The sequence below is a fragment of the Limnohabitans sp. Jir72 genome (assembly GCF_003063575.1).
Taxonomy (GTDB): domain Bacteria; phylum Pseudomonadota; class Gammaproteobacteria; order Burkholderiales; family Burkholderiaceae_C; genus Limnohabitans_A.
The window spans coordinates 58,092-73,333 of sequence record NZ_NESC01000006.1 but is presented as its reverse complement, the minus strand read 5'-3'; the positions used below and the strand labels follow the sequence as shown (position 1 = coordinate 73,333).

Annotated in this window: 16 protein-coding genes; 9 read left to right on the top strand and 7 right to left on the bottom strand. The window is 62.3% G+C overall.

What is annotated here, in order from left to right; genetic code table 11:
• The first annotated feature begins 43 nt into the window (after window positions 1-43).
• Genes B9Z52_RS09770 through B9Z52_RS09760 form a run of 3 tightly spaced genes read left to right on the top strand, consistent with a single transcriptional unit; the run spans window position 44 to window position 966 of the window.
• The gene (locus B9Z52_RS09770) at window positions 44-304 is read left to right on the top strand and encodes a type II toxin-antitoxin system prevent-host-death family antitoxin (RefSeq protein WP_108413664.1); all 261 of its coding nucleotides are present in this window, start codon (window positions 44-46) and stop codon (window positions 302-304) included.
• Window positions 305-311: 7 nt separating this feature from the next.
• Entirely contained in the window at window positions 312-725 is a 414-nt protein-coding gene (locus tag B9Z52_RS09765) for a type II toxin-antitoxin system VapC family toxin (RefSeq protein WP_108413663.1), read from the top strand.
• Between the two features lie 7 nt (window positions 726-732).
• Entirely contained in the window at window positions 733-966 is a 234-nt protein-coding gene (locus B9Z52_RS09760; RefSeq protein WP_199222075.1) for an oxidoreductase-like domain-containing protein, read from the top strand.
• 14 nt (window positions 967-980) lie between these two features.
• Here B9Z52_RS09760 and B9Z52_RS09755 read toward each other — a convergent pair whose 3' ends face one another.
• Genes B9Z52_RS09755 through B9Z52_RS09745 form a run of 3 tightly spaced genes read right to left on the bottom strand, consistent with a single transcriptional unit; the run spans window position 981 to window position 2,982 of the window.
• Window positions 981-1,682, bottom strand: coding sequence for a DNA alkylation repair protein (locus B9Z52_RS09755; RefSeq protein ID WP_233251914.1), 702 nt, complete (start codon window positions 1,680-1,682; stop codon window positions 981-983).
• A gap of 3 nt (window positions 1,683-1,685) precedes the next feature.
• Window positions 1,686-2,024 (bottom strand): thioredoxin family protein, encoded by a 339-nt coding sequence (locus B9Z52_RS09750; RefSeq protein ID WP_108413662.1) that lies wholly within the window; start codon window positions 2,022-2,024, stop codon window positions 1,686-1,688.
• Between the two features lie 4 nt (window positions 2,025-2,028).
• Entirely contained in the window at window positions 2,029-2,982 is a 954-nt protein-coding gene (locus B9Z52_RS09745) for a LysR family transcriptional regulator (RefSeq protein WP_108413661.1), read from the bottom strand.
• A 176-nt stretch (window positions 2,983-3,158) separates the two neighbouring features.
• Here B9Z52_RS09745 and B9Z52_RS09740 point away from each other — a divergent pair, with 176 nt between their 5' ends.
• From B9Z52_RS09740 to B9Z52_RS09720, 5 genes are all read left to right on the top strand, one after another.
• On the top strand, window positions 3,159-5,315 hold the full coding sequence (locus tag B9Z52_RS09740) for an indolepyruvate ferredoxin oxidoreductase subunit alpha (RefSeq protein ID WP_108413840.1): 2,157 nt from the start codon (window positions 3,159-3,161) through the stop codon (window positions 5,313-5,315).
• Window positions 5,316-5,337: 22 nt separating this feature from the next.
• A complete protein-coding gene (locus tag B9Z52_RS09735) occupies window positions 5,338-6,912 on the top strand; it encodes an indolepyruvate oxidoreductase subunit beta family protein (RefSeq protein ID WP_108413660.1) in 1,575 nt (524 codons plus the stop codon).
• Between the two features lie 115 nt (window positions 6,913-7,027).
• Complete coding sequence (locus tag B9Z52_RS09730; protein ID WP_108413659.1) at window positions 7,028-8,062, top strand: TRAP transporter substrate-binding protein; 1,035 nt, start codon at window positions 7,028-7,030, stop codon at window positions 8,060-8,062.
• 9 nt (window positions 8,063-8,071) lie between these two features.
• Complete coding sequence (locus tag B9Z52_RS09725) at window positions 8,072-8,602, top strand: TRAP transporter small permease (RefSeq protein ID WP_108413658.1); 531 nt, start codon at window positions 8,072-8,074, stop codon at window positions 8,600-8,602.
• 3 nt (window positions 8,603-8,605) lie between these two features.
• Window positions 8,606-9,913 carry a TRAP transporter large permease gene (locus B9Z52_RS09720; RefSeq protein WP_233251913.1) on the top strand — a complete coding sequence of 436 codons (1,308 nt, stop codon included), beginning with the start codon at window positions 8,606-8,608 and terminating at the stop codon, window positions 9,911-9,913.
• A gap of 68 nt (window positions 9,914-9,981) precedes the next feature.
• On the opposite strand, the gene B9Z52_RS09715 is transcribed toward B9Z52_RS09720, so the two are convergent.
• The 4 genes from B9Z52_RS09715 to B9Z52_RS09700 all read right to left on the bottom strand — a co-directional run bounded on the left by B9Z52_RS09715 (window position 9,982) and on the right by B9Z52_RS09700 (window position 14,197).
• Window positions 9,982-10,608, bottom strand: a complete 627-nt coding sequence (locus B9Z52_RS09715; RefSeq protein ID WP_108413657.1) for a Crp/Fnr family transcriptional regulator — start codon at window positions 10,606-10,608, stop codon at window positions 9,982-9,984.
• Window positions 10,609-10,678: 70 nt separating this feature from the next.
• Window positions 10,679-11,977, bottom strand: a complete 1,299-nt coding sequence (locus B9Z52_RS09710) for a glycerate kinase (protein ID WP_108413656.1) — start codon at window positions 11,975-11,977, stop codon at window positions 10,679-10,681.
• 82 nt (window positions 11,978-12,059) lie between these two features.
• Complete coding sequence (locus B9Z52_RS09705; protein WP_108413655.1) at window positions 12,060-13,049, bottom strand: tripartite tricarboxylate transporter substrate-binding protein; 990 nt, start codon at window positions 13,047-13,049, stop codon at window positions 12,060-12,062.
• 83 nt (window positions 13,050-13,132) lie between these two features.
• Window positions 13,133-14,197 (bottom strand): tartrate dehydrogenase, encoded by a 1,065-nt coding sequence (locus B9Z52_RS09700; protein ID WP_108413654.1) that lies wholly within the window; start codon window positions 14,195-14,197, stop codon window positions 13,133-13,135.
• A gap of 99 nt (window positions 14,198-14,296) precedes the next feature.
• Between B9Z52_RS09700 and B9Z52_RS09695 the strand changes: the two genes are divergently transcribed.
• On the top strand, window positions 14,297-15,208 hold the full coding sequence (locus B9Z52_RS09695) for a LysR family transcriptional regulator (RefSeq protein ID WP_108413653.1): 912 nt from the start codon (window positions 14,297-14,299) through the stop codon (window positions 15,206-15,208).
• Window positions 15,209-15,242 lie beyond the last annotated feature (34 nt).

Genomic DNA, 15,242 nt, shown 5'->3' with positions numbered 1-15,242 from the left:
TTTGTCGTAACATACAAACATTCATTTTTTGAAATCGTTCGACATGGCCATTCACACCTTTTCCAGCCGAGACTTCACGCGCGACGTGTCGGCCGCCAAGCGTGCGGCGGTGGACGGTCCGGTGTTCATCACCGACCGTGGCCGACCCGCTTTTGCCCTGATCAACATCGATGATTACCACCGCTTGACGGGTCAGCAAACGCCGTCTTTGCTGGCATTGATGGAGGGCATTCCCGGGGGTGAAGGCATTGATTTCGAGCCGCCGCGCCTTCACATCCAGATCCAACCCGCATCTTTGGATTGAGCGATCCATGTTCATTCTGGACACCCACGTCATATCCGAATTGCGTCAGGGCAAGCCCCAGTCGTCGGCGACGGTTCGGCAGTGGGCAGCAGGCCAGCCCAGTCATCTGTTGTTCTTATCGGCCATCACCATCTTGGAACTGGAGTTGGGCATCCAAGCCCTTGAGCGCCGAACACCACCGCAAGGCCATGCGCTACGCAACTGGCTAACAGGCGTGCGTGCCGCGTTTGCTGGGCGCGTGCTGCCCTTTGCAGAGAACACCGCCGCCGTGTGCGCATCGCTGCACATTCCCAACCCCCGCTCAGAGCGGGACGCCATGATTGCCGCTACGGCGCTGGAGCACAAATTCACGGTGGTGACCCGCAACTTGGCGGACTTCGAAGCCACCGGTGTGGCCTTGATCAACCCATGGCTGGATTGACTTGAACATGAGCGGCAACGAACACCCCATCATCGACCCCAACCAGTCCCAGCGCGAAGCCGTGCGCCGGGGCATTGCGCAATTTCAAGAGCGCTTGCAAGCGGCAGGACACGACTTCCGCGAGCCGCCGCCAGAGCCCACCTCGTGCTGCGGGCGGGGCTGCAACGGCTGCGTGTGGGAGGGCTACGACGCCGCGCTGATGTTCTGGTACGAAGACGCGGGCGCTTTGCTGGCCAGTTGATTGCCTGGAAGCCATCAGCCCAAATGCTTACCCGCCTCACGACGGGTCAAACCTGACAGCTGCTCGGCATGCCGAGCCAAAAAACCCCGCACGGCATCGGGCTCGGTGCGCGCATGGTCCCGCAGGGCCCACCCAATGGCTTTGCGAATGAAAAAGTCTGTCTCGGGGGCCAGCGTCAGCGCGTAGCGGAACAACCGCGCCTGATCGGTCTGGGCACGCCAGCCCAGCTGGTGCAGCATGGCCACGCGGCGCACCCACAGGTGGGGGTGAATCAAACAAGCGTCCATGTGTTGCTGCACATCGGGCTGGCTGGCTTTGGCCAGCAATACCACGTCGCCCACCACCCCGGCCAGACCATCGACCGTATCCCACCACGGGTCGGTCTGCACCAATTGCAAGATGCGCGGCAAGTCGCCCACATCCAGCCGCTTGTGGTGCTTGGCCAGCAGGTCGATGGCGGCGTAACGGAACTCGCGCTCGGGCAGTTGCCACAGCGCTTGCGCCAGCGCCAGCCATTCATCGGCCGTGCCGGTGGACTTGGGCAAAGCCTGGAGCGCTTGTTTCAGTGCATCGCGCCGTGGGCCTGCGCGGATGCCCAGAAACTCGAACTGCCCCAACATGTAGGCCTTCATGGGCACGGCCTGCTGCGCGTCGGCCAGCGCACGCAGGGCCGCTTCGATGGGCGGCAAGCACATGGCAACAAAACGCTGGCGCATGACTCAGGCCTTGGACATCGCGGTTTCCATGTCCTGCGCGCTTGCAGGGCGCACCAGCCTCGCCACCTCCTGCCCATCGCGCAGCAGCACCAGCGTGGGCCAAAGCTTGACGCGGTAGTGGCGGCCCAAAGCTCGGCCCGGGCCGTCTTCAATTTTGAGGTGCTGCCACGGCATTGGCATGCGGATGTGCGCGGCCATAGCCTGCGCGATCAGGGGCTGGGCAGCGCGGCAGTGGCCGCACCATTCGGTGCCAAACTCCAGCAGCACAAGGCCAGGCAGCGCCTGCACCTCGCTCAGACTGGGCGCCTCGGTGGCGCTCAAGTAGGGTTTGAAAGTGCTCATGAATTCACCTCGCTGGTGTGGGGGCTGTGTTTTGGTGGGTACTGAACAAACGGGACACATTGGCCCGCAGCCACTGCAAGCAGGGGTCTTTGTCAAAGCGGGCGCTCCAATGCATGGACACGGTGAAGTCGCGCAAGGGCAAATCGGGCTCGATCAGGGCCAAGGCGCCTGCCTCGGCAAAGCCTTGCGCAAAGTTGTGGGGCATTAACACGGCCAGATCGCTGCTGCGCACGATGCCGGGCAGCGATAAGAAATGGCTCACCGTCAAGCGCAAGCGGTGCTGCCAATGCATCAAATCCAGAATGCGCAAAGTGTCCGCATGGGTGCGCACCGCGGCGAACTCCAGCTCGGCCAACAGCGCATGGACCTCGTCCGCTTGCGGGTTGCCGGCTCTCTTGAGCTTGGCCCAACGCTGGGCCACCGGGTGGCCTTGGCGCATGAGCAAGACATAACGATCGCTGAGCAAAGGCTGCTGCAAGGTCTCGGTCACTTCGGGCAAAAACCCGATCGCCAAATCCAGCTGGCCGTTGTCCAGCGCCGGGCCAATTTTGTCGTGCGGCAGCGGCATGGCTTCAAGCCGCATGCCCGGCGCTAGGCGTTGCAAGGCCAGCACCAGATCGGGCAAAAAACGGGCTTCGCCAATGTCGCTCAGGTGCACCCGGACCACGCGCTCCGAGCGCAAGGGGTCGAACACCTGGGACACATTGAGCGCTTCTTCGATGGTGCCCAAAGCCAGCTGCACCGCCTGCGCCAGCCGGTCGGCACGCGGCGTGGGCCGCACACCCGCGCCGCTGCGCTCGAACAAGGCATCGCCCAGCACGCTGCGCAAGCGGGCCAGGCCTTGGCTGGCAGCGGGTTGCGACATGCCCAGTTGCTGCGCGGCCAGGCTCACGCTGCGGGTGCGCCATACCGCGTCAAACAGCCGCAGCAGATTCAAGTCCAAGTCTTTGATATTCATTCAGCGCATACCATTTATTCAGATTATTTTATGCGCTTATACGTAAGATGCTTCGATGGTCTCTGTAGGAGCCCACCCCGTGGGCGATGGGCGTGGCACACGCCATCAAAAATCCATCGCCCACGGGGTGGGCTCCTACAAATGCCACCAAACGGCAACAACGCAAGGAGCGTGCTTTGGAAGTTTCATTTCACGAAGAAATCAAGGCCCTGCGCAAGGGCGATGGCGAGGTCTTTCACGGCGAAGGCATCTTGGCCATCACCAAGGGACTGCTGCAATCGGGCGTGAGCTATGTGGGCGGTTACCAAGGCGCACCGGTCTCGCACCTGCTCGACGTCATGGTGCAGGCCAAGCCCTACATGGACGAGCTGGGTGTGCATGTGGAGGCGTGTTCCAACGAAGCCTCGGCCGCCGCCATGCTGGGCGCGTCCATCCACTACCCGATTCGCGGCGCGGTGACCTGGAAGTCGATTGTGGGCACCAATGTGGCGGCCGATGCGCTGTCCAATTTGTCATCGCCAGGTGTCACGGGTGGCGTGCTGATCGTGGTGGGCGAGGACTACGGCGAAGGCGCCAGCGTGATCCAGGAACGCACACACGCCTACGCGCTCAAGTCGGGCATGTGCCTGCTGGACCCGCGCCCCGAATTGGGCCAAATGGTCAACATGGTGGAGCACGGTTTCCGTCTGTCCGAAGCGTCCAACATGCCGGTGATGATGGAGCTGCGCATCCGCGCCTGCCATGTGCGCGGCAGCTTTGAAACCCGCGACAACCAGGCCCCGAAAATCTCCAAGCGCCACCTGCTGGACAACCCCGCTGGCTTTGACTACATGCGCCTGGCGCATCCGCCAGTGACCTTTGTGCATGAAAAGCGCAAGACCGAAGAACGCTTGCCCGCAGCGCGGCGCTTCATCACCGAGCAGCGGCTCAACGAACACTTCGAAGGCAGCACACACAAGGACCTGGGCCTGATCGTGCAAGGGGGTCTGTACAACACGCTGATCCGCGCCTTACAGCAGTTCGAGCTGGCCGATGCCTTTGGCGACTGCACGCTGTCCATCCTCGTGCTCAATGTGACCTACCCCTTGGTGCCCGAAGAACTCACCCGCTTTTGTGCCGACAAATCGGCCGTGCTGCTGCTCGAAGAAGGCCAGCCCGAATACATCGAGCAAGAGCTGGCACTGACCTTGCGCCGCCAGGACCTGCAAACGCCCTTGCATGGCAAAGACATGCTGCCGCAAGGCGGCGAATACACCGCCGAAGTGATGGCGCAAGGCTTGCTCAAATTTCTGCAAAAGCACCGCCCAGCGTTGATCCCCGAGCGCACGCCGCAGTGGCTGCAAACCAATGCGGCACGCCGCCAGCAAGTGCAAGCGGCCATGGGCACAGGCTTGCCACCGCGCCCCCCAGGCATGTGCATTGGCTGCCCCGAGCGGCCCGTGTTCTCGGCGCTCAAGTTGGCCCAGCAAGACGTCGGTCCGGTGCACATCTCGGGCGACATCGGTTGCCACGCGCTGGCGACCTTCGAGCCGTTTTCGGTAGGCCATTCCATCTTGGGCTACGGCATGAGCCTGGCCAGCCGGGCGGGCGTATCGCCCCTCATGAAGCGGCGCGTGTTGTCGGTCATGGGCGACGGCGGCTTTTGGCACAACGGCCTGCTCACCGGTGTGCAAAGCGCACTGTTCAACGGCGACGATGCGGTGCTGCTGATTTTCAAAAACGGCTACACCTCGGCCACCGGCACACAGGACATCATCAACACGCCGAGCGACATGGCCAAGGAACTGGCGGGCGACAAACGCCAAAGCGTGGTGCACACCAACCAGACCATCGAGTCCACGCTCAAAGGCCTGGGCGTGCAGTGGCTGCGCACGGTGCACACCTATGAAGTCAGCCACATGCAGGCCACGCTGACCGAAGCCTTCACCACCGAGTTTCAGGGTCTGAAGGTGATCGTGGCCGAAGGCGAATGCCAACTGGAGCGCCAGCGGCGCATCAAGCCCTGGCTGGCCTCGCTGCTGTCCAAAGGCGAACGTGTTGAGCGCGTGAAATACGGCGTGGACGAAGACGTGTGCAACGGCGACCACGCCTGCATCCGCCTGTCGGGCTGCCCCACCCTCACGCTGAAAGACAACCCCGACCCGCTCAAAGTCGACCCGGTGGCCACCGTGATCGACGGCTGCGTGGGCTGTGGCCTGTGCGGCGAAAACGCCCATGCCGCCACCTTGTGCCCATCGTTCTACCGCGCCGAAGTGGTGCAAAACGCCAAGTGGCACGAACGCCTGTGGCACGGCCTGCAAAGCCGCGTGGTGCACCTGTTGCAACCGGCCTGAAGCCCCCACACCGAGACCGAACATGACCCAACCCATTTCCATTTTGCTGTGCGCCCTGGGGGGCGAAGGCGGCGGCGTGCTGGCCGACTGGCTGGTTGATGTGGCCCGCCATGCGGACCATCCTGCGCAAGCGACCTCCATCCCGGGCGTGGCCCAACGCACTGGCGCCACCACCTATTACATTGAAATCTTTCCGCAGCCCAGCAGCGCATTGGGCGGCAAAAAGCCGGTGCTGGGCCTGAACCCCCTGCCCGGCAGGCTCGATGCGCTGGTGTCTTCCGAGCTGCTCGAGACCGCACGGCAAATCAGCAACGGCCTGACCTCGGCCGAGCACAGCTGCGTGATCACCTCGTCTTCGCGCATCCTGACCACGCTCGAAAAAATGAGCATGGGCGATGGCCGCAAAGACGATGCCGCACTGCGCGAGCTGGTCAGCACGCACAGCAAAACACACCACATCGTGGACATGGCCCGCATGACGCAGGCATCGGGCACCGTGGTCAGCGCCGTCATGTTCGGCTGCATCGCAGCCAGCGGCGTGCTGCCTTTTGCACGGGCCGATTACGAAGCCGTGATTGGCCACACCGGCAAAGCCGCACAAGCCAGCCTGCGCGGCTTCGGCTTGGCCTATGACGCCATCGCAGCGCAGCGCCAGCAGCACGAGTTCATCGAAGCGGTCATGACCCCAGCCAAGCCAGCGGCACCCGCCGTGCCCGAGGCGGTGGCCCAGGCCTTTCCCGCGCCGCTGCACACCATGGTGTCGCTGGGCTATGCCCGTGTGCTCGAATACCAAAACCAGGCCTATGCGCAAACCTATCTGAGCCGCCTGTCGTCCATCTGGGCGGCAGAACAAAGCGCTCAAGCCGCTGACGCCAAGGCCTGGCCCGTGACCGAAGAAAGCGCACGCTGGCTGGCCTTGTGGATGGCCTTTGACGATGTGGTGCGCGTGGCCGACCTGAAAAGCCGCCAGTCCCGCCTGCACCGGGTGCGCGGCGAGGTCAAGGCCCAAGAGGCCGACCTGCTGAAAATCTACGACCACTTCAAGCCCGGCGTGCCCGAGCTGGCAGGCCTTTTGCCCACCACTTGGGCGCAAAAGCTGATCCGCTGGGACCGCGCCCGCGTGGCCAAAGGCCAAGCACCCTGGGCCATGCCCTTGAAGATCGGCACCCACTCTATCCTCGGCATGTTGGCGCTGCGGCTGATGGCCAAGCTCAAGGTCTTGCGCCCACTGGGCAGCCGCTACCAAGCCGAGCAGCGGGCCATCGAGCAATGGATCGCCGCCGTGACACAGGCCACACAACGCGACCCCGCGCTGGGCCATGAAGTGGCGCGCTGCGGCCAGCTGATCAAGGGCTACGGCAGCACCAACGAGCGCGGCAAGGACAACCTGATGCACATCATCACGCATGCGGCCGCGCCGCGTGAGGACCAAAGCACGGCTGAGCAGGTGCAAAGCATTGCCCGCATCCGGCAAGCGGCCTTGCAAGACGAAGCGGGCAAGTCTTTGGATGCGGCCTTGATTCAAAGTGGCGCACCAGCACGACCCGTGGTCGCGCAGCCCATCCGGTGGATGAAAAATCCCCGCATCACCTCATGAATTCCCCCTGTCATCTTGGGTACAAGCCCTACTGTTTGGCCCCGCCAAAAGGGTCTAGGATGAACCCACGCTTTCATCACACCATTCACTTTCAACAACACACTGGAGACAAACGATGAACTTTTCAACCAGCAAACGCCTGCTCACCCTGGGCGCCTCGCTCGCGGCTCTGAGCCTGGGCTCGGTCGCTCAGGCACAAGACAAGAACGTGATGATCAAGATGTCGAGCTGGGTGCCCGCGCAGCACGCGCTCAACCCCGCACTGCAGGCCTGGGGCGAGAGCCTCAAGAAAGCCTCGGGCGGCTCACTGAACACCACGCTGTTCCCCTCCGAGCAACTGGGCAAAGCCTTTGACCACTACGACATGGCCCGCGACGGCATCGCCGATTTCTCTTACGTGAACCCGGGCTACCAGCCTGGCCGCTTCCCCATCTTTGCCGCCACATCGCTGCCCTTCATGATCACCAACGCCAAAGCCGGCTCGGCCGCGGTGGACGCTTGGTACCGCAACTACGCGGCCAAGGAGATGAAGGAAGTGCATTTCTGCTTTGCCTTCGTGCACGATCCAGGTGCCTTCCACTCCCGCAAGAAAATCGTCTCGCCCACCGACATCAAGGGCATGAAAGTGCGCCCTGCCACCGCCACGGTGGGTCAGGTCATCACCATGCTGGGCGGCACCAACGTGCAAGCTTCTGCGCCCGAATCGCGTGACATGCTCGAGCGCGGTGTGGCCGATGCGATCACCTTCCCCTGGGGTTCGCTGACCTTGTTCGGCATCGACAAAGTGGTCAAATACCACATGGATGTGCCTTTCTACGTGACCCCGTTTGTCTGGGTCATGAACAAGGACAAATACACCGCCTTGTCGACCACGCAGAAAGCCGCCGTCGACAGCCACTGCACCAGCGAGTGGGCCGAAAAAGTCGGCAGCGCTTGGGCCGACTTTGAAATGGCCGGTCACACCAAACTGGCCGCCGACACCAACCGCGAGGTCTACAAGCTGACCCCTGACCAGATCAAGGCCTGGAAAGACGCTGTTGCGCCGGCTGAAAAGCAATGGGGCGAGGACGTGAAAAAACGCGGCGAAGACCCCGCAGCCGTGATGAACGCGCTGCGCCAGTCGCTGGCCAAGTACAAATCAGCGATGTAAGGACGCGGCATGCAGACCTCGACCGCGGTCAAGAAAAACGTCTTTGACCGCATCATCGATTCCATCGAGTGGATGGCCGCCCTGTTCGTCGGACTGGTGGCGGCCAACATCTTCATCTCGGTGTTGTTGCGCAAATTCTTCAGCACCTCGATCCCTGACGCTTACGACTTCGGTCGTTTGATGCTGGGCATCCTGATCTTTTGGGGCATCGCTGCCACCAGCTACCGGGGCAGCCACATCACAGTGGACTTGGTCTGGAGCTTGTCGAACGCACGCCTCAAACGTTTCATCGATGTCTTTGCCACACTGGTGCTGTTGTTTGTTGTCACCGTGCAAACCATCATGCTGTTTGACAAGGTGCGCGGCACCTACAACGACAACGTGCTCACCTACGACCTGAACCTGCCGACCTGGCCCTTTTTTGCCGTCGCGTGGATGGGGGACGTTTGTGCCGTTTTGTTGATTGCCATACGAACCTGGCGCTTGATCTTTCAGCCTGAAACGCTGGAAGAACACCCTGAACATAAAGACGTGGAGTAAGGCATGGATCTGAGTCCTGATGCCGTAGCCATCATTGGCTTTCTGGTGCTGTTTGGCCTGATGCTGCTGCGTGTGCCTGTGGGCATGGCGATGGGTCTGGTGGGGGTCACGGGCTATGCCTACATCGCAGGGCCTGGCCCCGCGCTCAAGCTGATTGGACAGTCGTCCATGCGCACCGTGACCGATTACACCTTCGGGGTGATTCCGATGTTCATGCTGATGGGCGCTTTTGTGTCTGTCTCGGGTGTGAGCAAGGAACTGTTTCGCGCCGCCAATGCCTTCATTGGCCACATGCGCGGCGGTCTGGGTGTGGCCACGGTTCTGGCTTGCGGTGGCTTTGCGGCCATTTGCGGCTCGTCGGTTGCCACGGCAGCCACCTTCTCTTCGGTGGCTTACCCCGAGATGCGCCGCTTTGGCTATCCGCAGTCGTTTTCGACGGGCGTGATCGCCGCAGGTGGCACGCTGGGCGCCATGCTGCCGCCATCGACCGTGCTGGCGGTGTATGCGATCTTGACGCAGCAAGACATCGGCAAGCTGTTCATGGCCGGCATCGTGCCGGGCCTGTTGGCCATGCTGCTGTACGTGATCACCATCATGATCATCGTGCGCGTCAAGCCCGACTTGCTGCCGCGCGGCGAACAAAAGTCGTGGGGTGAACGCTTCAACGGCCTCAAGGATGTGTGGGCACCCCTGGTGCTCTTCATGTTCGTGATCGGTGGCTTGTACGGCGGTTTCTTCACACCCACCGAAGCCGGTGGTGTGGGGGCCAGCGGCGCCTTCCTGCTGGGGGTACTGCGCGGCAAGCTTGACCGTGCGGGCATCCGCGAAGCCTTGCTGTCGGCCACGCGCACATCGGCGGCGGTGTTCACGGTGCTGATCGGTGCCTTGTTGTTTGGTTACTTCCTGACCATCACGCAAGTGCCGCAAAAGCTGACCGAGATGCTCACCGGTTTGGGCGTGGGCCGTTACGGCATTCTGGCGCTCATCATGGTCATGTACTTGGTGCTGGGCTGCCTGATGGACGCCATGGCCATGATCATCTTGACGGTACCCATCATCTACCCGGTGATCGTGCAGCTGGGATTTGACCCGATCTGGTTTGGCGTGATCATCGTGATGACAGTCGAGTTGGGGCTGATCCACCCGCCGGTGGGGATGAACGTGTTCGTCATCAAGAGTGTGGTCAAAGACGTGAGCTTCACGACCATCTTCAAAGGGGTTATCCCCTTTGTGGTGACGGACTTGTTCCGCTTGGTGATCTTGATCAGCTTCCCAGCCATTGCCTTGTGGTTGCCCTCCAAGATGGGTTGACCACACGGTTTTTCAAACGCCAAAGGGCGGTGCTGTTCAAACAGCATCGCCCTTTTTTGTGCGTGCGCTCAGACCCCGGCGAGTTCGCGCAGGGCTTGCGGATTGGGCAAGCCCAACACACGGCCTGCACCGCTGATGAGCTGACGATCGCGCAGATGGCGCAGCACACGCGAGAACGTTTCGGGCGCAATGCCCAGCTGCGCGGCGATGGTGCGTTTGCGTTCATGCAAGGTGACGGCCAGCCCGCCCGCCAAGGCATCGGGCTCGGCATGGCGCAAGAGCCACTCGGCACAACGCGCATCGGCGTCTTTGGCCAGTCGGCTCACGGCCAGCTCGGTTTGCTGACGTTGCTGTTTGGCCATGTCCATCAACAGGGTTTGCGAAGGCCCGGGCATGCTTTGCACCTGGACCAAAAATTCGGCTGACGACACGTACTGCAATTGCACCGGGGTCAGGGCCACGGCGTCAACTGCATGCGGCAAGCCCAGCAGCCCTGAAGCGGCCTCCAGCCAGCAAGGGCCTTCCACCTCACCCAATTGGTGCAACATTTCGCCTTGCTGCAAAAAGCCCAAGACAACGCGGCCCTGCATCAGGTGCAAAACCTGCTCGGATGCATCTCCGCGATGCAGCAAGACTGTGCCGGCCGCTACGGCGGCAGAAGATTCAAACGAGGGGGCAACAGCAGTAGCAAGCATGATGGGCTCGAATGTGCCAGAGCCAAGCCCTCTGCGTTTTGACACAAATCAATAGGCACGCAGGTGTCACTCACGCCACCCAGATCGCCCTGAAGTCGTTCACATTGGTGTGCGTGGGGCCGGTGATGACCAGATCGCCCAAGGCCTCAAAGTAGCCATAAGCGTCGTTGCGCTGCAGATAGGCATCGATCTTGTGGCCCAGCGCCAAGGCCCGCGCCAAGGTGTCGGGCGCCACCAGGGCACCCGCGTTGTCTTCGATGCCATCGATGCCGTCGGTGTCCGCTGCCAGCGCCCACACGCCGGTCTGGCCTTGCAAGGCATGCGCCAGGCCCATGCAGAACTCGCCCGCCCTGCCCCCGCGACCACGCGGTGTGTCGGCGGGCTGGGGCTTGATGGTGACGGTGGTCTCGCCACCGCTCAAGATCACACAGGGCTTTTGAAACGGGCCCTGCCCTTTGGCCGCAGCGCGGGCCAAGGCAGCATGCACCTTGCCCACTTCTCGCGATTCACCTTCGATCTCGTCGCTCAGGATGTAGGCATTCACGCCCATCGCACGGGCCGCATCGGCTGCGGCCTCCAGCGCCTGTTGGGGCGTGGCGGTCATGTGCACGCTGTGGCCCTCAAACACCGGCGAGCCGGGCTTGGGCGTTTCCCATGCACCAGACTGCAAAGCTTGGGTCACGGCGTTGGGCACATCGATGGCGTAGCGCTGCAAGATGGCCAGCGCATCGGCGCAGGTGCTGGCATCGGCCACGGTGGGGCCGCTGGCGATGATCGACGGGTCATCTCCCGGCACATCGCTGATGGTGAGCGTGACCACGCGGGCCGGGCTACAGGCCGCCGCCAAGCGACCGCCCTTGATCCGCGAGAGGTGCTTGCGCACGCAGTTCATTTCGGCAATGTTGGCGCCACTGGCCAGCAGCTGGCGGTTGATGGCTTGTTTGTCTTCCAAGTTGATGCCGTCTGCAGGCAAGGTGAGCAACGCAGAGCCGCCACCCGAAATCAGGCACAACACCAAATCGTCGGCCGTCAAACCTTGGGTCAATTCAAGGATGCGCTCGGCGGCACGCAGCCCTGCCGCGTCGGGCACCGGGTGCGACGCCTCCACCACCTCGATGCGCTCGGGCAAGCCAGCAGGGCGTGGCGGCGTGTGGCCGTAACGCGTGACCACCAAGCCCGACAGCGGCGCGTCTTGAGGCCACAAGGCCTCCACCGCCTGGGCCATCGCGCCACCGGCCTTGCCCGCACCCAGCACCAGCGTGCGCCCCTTGGGTGGCGCGGGCAAATGCGCGGCGGTGTTGTGCAGGGGCAAGGCGCGTTGCACCGCCACGTCGTAGAGGTGGCGCAGCGCGGTTTGGGGATCGGTCATGGCAGAAATGTTTCAAGCAAGGTGAACAGCCTTCGAGGATAAAGGCATTCACCCCACATGCGCTCAGGCGTTCAAGCCCGTTTCAATCGGCGTAAACCCCGGCCGACTTGATGATGGGCGCCCATTTGTTGACTTCAGACATCACAAAAGACTTGTGCCCCGCCGGGTCGTTGCGTGCGTCGTTGATGACCGAGGCACCGCCTGCGTCTTGCTTGCGGATGAACTCAGGGTCTTTGACGGCCACTTTGAGGGCGTCGTTGAGCTTTTTGAGCACGGCTGCAGGCGTGCCCTTGGGCGCGTACAAGCCTTGCCAGATCGTGATGGTGAAATCCTTGAGGCCTGCCTCCTGCATGGTGGGCAAGTCCTTGAGCACAGGCGAGGTCAAACGCGTGGGTGTGGTGACGGCAAACGGTTTGACCTTTTTGCCTTCGATCTGTGGAATCGTCGTCGTGGTCTGGTCGCACATCAGGTCAATCTGTCCGCCGATCAAATCGGTCATGGCCGGTGCCGTGCCTTTGTAGGGCACCGAGGTCATGTCCACTTTGACGGTGGTCTGAAACAGCATGCCGCACAGGTGCGATGCCGAGCCTGGCCCGGCGTTGGAGATGTTGATCTTGCCCTTGTTGGCGTTGATCCAGCTCACCAGTTCGGTCATGTTGTTGGCGGGCAGGTTCGGGCGACCGATCAAGCTCATGGGGTTCTCACTCACGAGGCCCAGGTACTCGAAGTCCTTTTCCACGTTGTAGGGCAAGGTGCGAAAGAAGCTGACCAAGGTCGCCTGCGCAATGTGCGTGAACAAGAGCGTGTAACCATCGGGCGATGCCTTGGCGACCTTGTTCGTGCCGATGGAGCCCGAAGCGCCCGCTGCGTTGTCGATCACGATGCTGTGACCGCCCATGGCCTTGCTCATGGCTTGCGCCAAATCGCGCGCGGCCTTGTCGGTCGGGCCACCGGCCGCGTAGGGCAACACGAAGGTGATGGGTTTGTTGGCTGCGGGGTATTCCTGTGCGAACGCGTTCACAGACGCCAGCAGGGCGCACGCGAGGGCGACGGGGAGAAACTTGGAACGCATGTTCAAACCTTTCAGGCCATGAGGGGCGAAAAATCATTCTTCAGAGAAAAGGACCGAGGGCATCCTGTCTGCACATCATGGCCTCACGCCAAGGCCTTGCATACCGCCTGGGTGACATCGACCGTCAGGGCTTTCCCGCCCAGGTCGCCCGTGTGCAAGGCGGGGTTGGCCGTCACGCTTTCGATGACCGCCATCAGGCGCTGGGCGGCGGCCTGTTCGCCAATGTGCTCGAGCAGCATGACCACCGACCAGAAGGTGCCCACCGGGTTGGCCAAGCCCTTGCCCATGATGTCAAAGGCCGAGCCGTGGATGGGCTCGAACATGCTGGGGTAACGGCGCTCGGGGTCGATGTTGCCCGTGGGCGCAATGCCCAAGCTGCCCGCCAAAGCGGCTGCCAGATCGCTCAAGATGTCGGCATGCAAATTGGTGGCGACCAGGGTGTCCAGCGTGGCCGGGCGGTTGACCATGCGGGCGGTAGCCGCATCGACCAGTTCCTTGTCCCACTTCACATCCGGAAATTCTTTGGACACCTGCACGGCGATCTCGTCCCACATGACCATGGCGTGGCGCTGAGCATTGCTCTTGGTCACCACCGTCAGCAGCTTGCGGGGGCGCGACTGCGCCAGTTTGAAGGCGTAGCGCAAGATACGCTCGACCCCGGCACGGGTCATGATGGACACGTCGGTGGCCGCCTCGATCGGGTGGCCTTGGTGCACGCGGCCACCCACACCAGAGTATTCACCCTCGGAGTTTTCGCGCACGATGACCCAGTCCAGGTCTTTGGGCGTGCAGCGCTTCAAAGGCGCGTCGATGCCGGGCAGGATGCGTGTAGGCCGCACATTGGCGTACTGGTCGAAGCCCTGGCAAATTTTCAGGCGCAGGCCCCACAGCGTGATGTGGTCCGGGATGTCCGGGTCACCGGCCGAGCCAAACAAAATCGCGTCTTTGTCACGCAAGGCGTCCAGGCCATCGGCGGGCATCATCACACCGTGCTGGCGGTAGTAGTCGCCGCCCCAGCCAAAGTTTTCAAACTCGAAAGCAAACGTGCCACAGGCTTGCGCCAGGGCCTGCATGACTTGTTGGCCTGCGGGGATGACTTCTTTGCCAATGCCGTCTCCGGGGATGGTGGCGATGCGGTAGGTTTTCATGTGAATGCGATACAGGTGTTGAACGGTGCGGCCATTGTGAAACCATCCAACATCATCAAATTCCCTAGAATTCAATCTATTGTTAACCTGAGATCAACAATGGAACCACGCCTGCAAGCCGCCGATTTGGGCTTTTTTTCTGCACTGGCCATGGCGGGCAGCCTGAGCGCTGCTGCGCGCGAGCTGCGCATCACCACCGCCGCTGTGAGCAAGCGCCTGTCGCACATGGAGTCTCGCTTGGGCGTGCCCTTGGTCAACCGCACCACGCGGCGCATGAGCCTGACGGTGGAAGGCGAAACCATGTTGCGCCACGCCCGCAGCATCCTGGCCGAGATGGCCGACCTGGAGCAGCAACTGGGCGCCAGCCGCTCCACGCCCAGTGGCCTGCTGCGCGTCAATGCCACATTGGGCTTTGGCCGCAGCCACATCGGCCCGCTCATCAGCCGGTTTGTGCGGCAATACCCGCAAGTGGACGCACAGTTGCAACTGTCGGTGGACCCACCCGCACTGAGCGACGACGCGTTCGACGTCTGCATCCGCTTTGGCCCGCCGCCCGATACGCGTGTCATTGCACGCAAGATCGCCAGCAACCAGCGCCTGCTGTGTGCCGCCCCCGAGTACATCGCGCAGCACGGCGAGCCCAAAACCCCAGCAGATTTGACCCGACACAACTTCATCAGCATCCGCCAAGGCGGCGAGGCCTATGGCGTGCTCAAGCTGGCACGCGGGCGCACCGGAAAATCCGAGACCATCAAAACACGCGGCAACCTGACCACCAACGACGGCAGCATTGCCGTGCAATGGGCTCTGGACGGCCACGGCATCTTGCTGCGGGCCGAATGGGACGTCCGCCAGCACCTGGCCACCGGCCAGCTGGTGCGAGTGCTGCCGCAGCACCACACGCCCGATGCCGACATTTATGCGGTGTACCCCGCGCAACACAAATCGGCGGCGCGGGTGCGCGCGTTTGTGGACTTTGTGGCCGAGGCGTTCAGGCCTGACAGCGCTTGAAAAGGTCACGACGACGGAATCACAGAGAAGCGCG

Excerpts from the sequence above, each read along its gene's own strand:
- B9Z52_RS09770 (WP_108413664.1), top strand. The coding sequence starts at position 44 with ATGGCCATTCACACCTTTTCCAGCCGAGACTTCACGCGCGACGTGTCG.
- B9Z52_RS09765 (WP_108413663.1), top strand. The coding sequence starts at position 312 with ATGTTCATTCTGGACACCCACGTCATATCCGAATTGCGTCAGGGCAAG.
- B9Z52_RS09760 (WP_199222075.1), top strand. The coding sequence starts at position 733 with ATGAGCGGCAACGAACACCCCATCATCGACCCCAACCAGTCCCAGCGC.
- B9Z52_RS09755 (WP_233251914.1), bottom strand. The coding sequence starts at position 1,682 with ATGCGCCAGCGTTTTGTTGCCATGTGCTTGCCGCCCATCGAAGCGGCC.
- B9Z52_RS09750 (WP_108413662.1), bottom strand. The coding sequence starts at position 2,024 with ATGAGCACTTTCAAACCCTACTTGAGCGCCACCGAGGCGCCCAGTCTG.
- B9Z52_RS09745 (WP_108413661.1), bottom strand. The coding sequence starts at position 2,982 with ATGAATATCAAAGACTTGGACTTGAATCTGCTGCGGCTGTTTGACGCG.
- B9Z52_RS09735 (WP_108413660.1), top strand. The coding sequence starts at position 5,338 with ATGACCCAACCCATTTCCATTTTGCTGTGCGCCCTGGGGGGCGAAGGC.
- B9Z52_RS09730 (WP_108413659.1), top strand. The coding sequence starts at position 7,028 with ATGAACTTTTCAACCAGCAAACGCCTGCTCACCCTGGGCGCCTCGCTC.
- B9Z52_RS09725 (WP_108413658.1), top strand. The coding sequence starts at position 8,072 with ATGCAGACCTCGACCGCGGTCAAGAAAAACGTCTTTGACCGCATCATC.
- B9Z52_RS09720 (WP_233251913.1), top strand. The coding sequence starts at position 8,606 with ATGGATCTGAGTCCTGATGCCGTAGCCATCATTGGCTTTCTGGTGCTG.
- B9Z52_RS09715 (WP_108413657.1), bottom strand. The coding sequence starts at position 10,608 with ATGCTTGCTACTGCTGTTGCCCCCTCGTTTGAATCTTCTGCCGCCGTA.
- B9Z52_RS09710 (WP_108413656.1), bottom strand. The coding sequence starts at position 11,977 with ATGACCGATCCCCAAACCGCGCTGCGCCACCTCTACGACGTGGCGGTG.
- B9Z52_RS09705 (WP_108413655.1), bottom strand. The coding sequence starts at position 13,049 with ATGCGTTCCAAGTTTCTCCCCGTCGCCCTCGCGTGCGCCCTGCTGGCG.
- B9Z52_RS09700 (WP_108413654.1), bottom strand. The coding sequence starts at position 14,197 with ATGAAAACCTACCGCATCGCCACCATCCCCGGAGACGGCATTGGCAAA.
- B9Z52_RS09695 (WP_108413653.1), top strand. The coding sequence starts at position 14,297 with ATGGAACCACGCCTGCAAGCCGCCGATTTGGGCTTTTTTTCTGCACTG.